This window comes from Hominilimicola fabiformis (genome assembly GCF_020687385.1).
In the GTDB taxonomy this organism is placed as follows: Bacteria; Bacillota; Clostridia; order UBA1381; family UBA1381; genus Hominilimicola; species Hominilimicola fabiformis.
In genome coordinates, this window is the sequence record NZ_JAJEQM010000045.1 from 1 (window position 1) to 1,542 (window position 1,542).

1 protein-coding gene is annotated in these 1,542 nt (G+C 35.1%); it reads right to left on the minus strand.

Annotated elements, in window-relative coordinates:
• Nucleotides 1–64: 64 nt before the first annotated feature.
• A protein-coding gene (locus LKE05_RS14045) for an IS3 family transposase (protein ID WP_303693311.1) occupies nt 65–1,485 on the minus strand; the annotation gives its coding sequence in 2 pieces (ribosomal slippage) (nt 65–963 and nt 963–1,485; 1,422 coding nt in all).
• Between the last annotated feature and the right edge of the window lie 57 nt (nt 1,486–1,542).

A 1,542-nucleotide genomic window follows, 5' to 3' on the forward strand; every position in this document is an offset into this window, starting at 1 on the left:
TGATGTGACCCCCAAAAGTTAGACTTTTTATAGCGTAGTAGTTTTAACGACTGCTACGCTATTTTTATGCAGCCAAGGTGTTGAGCCGATACTCAACCGGACTCATCCACCCAAGTTTTTCTTTTATTCTTTTCTCGTTGTAATATTTTATATATCTTTCAATAGCATCTTTAAGCTCTTCAAAGCTGTAATATGTAGTTCCATAATACATTTCCTGCTTTAATATTCCAAAGAAATTTTCCATCACAGAGTTATCATAACAATTTCCTTTCCGAGACATACTTTGAAATATTTTGTTTTCTTTAAGAACAGAGGAATATGCACCCATTTGATATGCCCAACCTCTGTCTGAATGGAATGTTCTTCTGTATGGGCAATCAGATGTTATTTCTATTGCTTGTTTCTGTGCCGATAAAACACTTGCCGCTGATGGAGTTTTGCTTATACCATAGCTTAACACTTCACCATTAAACATATCAAGAAATGGGTCTAAATACAATTTCTTAATTACCATTCTGCCTTTGTTGTCAATCTCATAATACTTAAATTCGGTCGTGTCAGTAGTTATCTTTTGATGCGGTACAGATGTATTAAATCGCCTGTTAATTCTGTTTGGTGCTATTTTACCAACATTGCCTTTGTACGAATTATATCTGCGACTTTTTCGAGTAAATGATGTGACCTGGAAACATAATTTTTGCATGATTCTTTGAACTTTCTTTTTATTCACAAAAATCTTTCTGTTTCGTAATTCTCTATATACCCGTCTGTAACCGTAATCCTTGTTTTCTATATGGATTTTAGTGATTTCATCCTCCAACTGTTTATCAGGATTTTCTCTGTCAAATCGTTTTTGCCAATACATATATGTTGCCTTTGGAAAACCGACTACTGCGAGAATGTCTTTTAATTTGAACTGTCCTCGGAGACTGTGGACAATTCTCGCTGTTTTTTCAGAAGAGTTTCCTCCTCTAAACGCAGCCTCCTCAATTCTTTTAAATATGCATTTTCTATTCTAAGTTTAAGTAGTTCGTCTTCAAGTTCTTTGACATGCTCGGCACTTGTATCCACGGGTTTTTCTCCGTCATATTTAGAAGGCTTTTTACATTCTCTTATATCCAATGTTTTCTTACGACCTTTCTTTTTAGGTCTCAAAGCATCAGGTCCGGCAATTCTGAAATCATTGACCCATTTTACAATCAATGATGGATTACTAATTCCTTGTGATAGTGCTAATTCCTGATATGAGACCTCACTTGATAGATACAATTCTACCATAGAAAGCTTAAATTGAAAAGTATATTTCTTATTTTGTCTCGAACGCATTAACCCTTCTTCACCAAATTCTCTGTATGCGTGTACCCATTCTTCAATTCTCCTCTTTGCAGGAATGTTATATTTACTTGCTAAATATCTATACCCACCTTCAGCATTTAGATATGCCTGCACAACCTCCATTTTAAATTCAAAACTATATTTTGCCATGAAAAAACCGACCTCCCAATAGTTAGATTTTTGGTCTAACTTTTGGGGGTCGGTTCA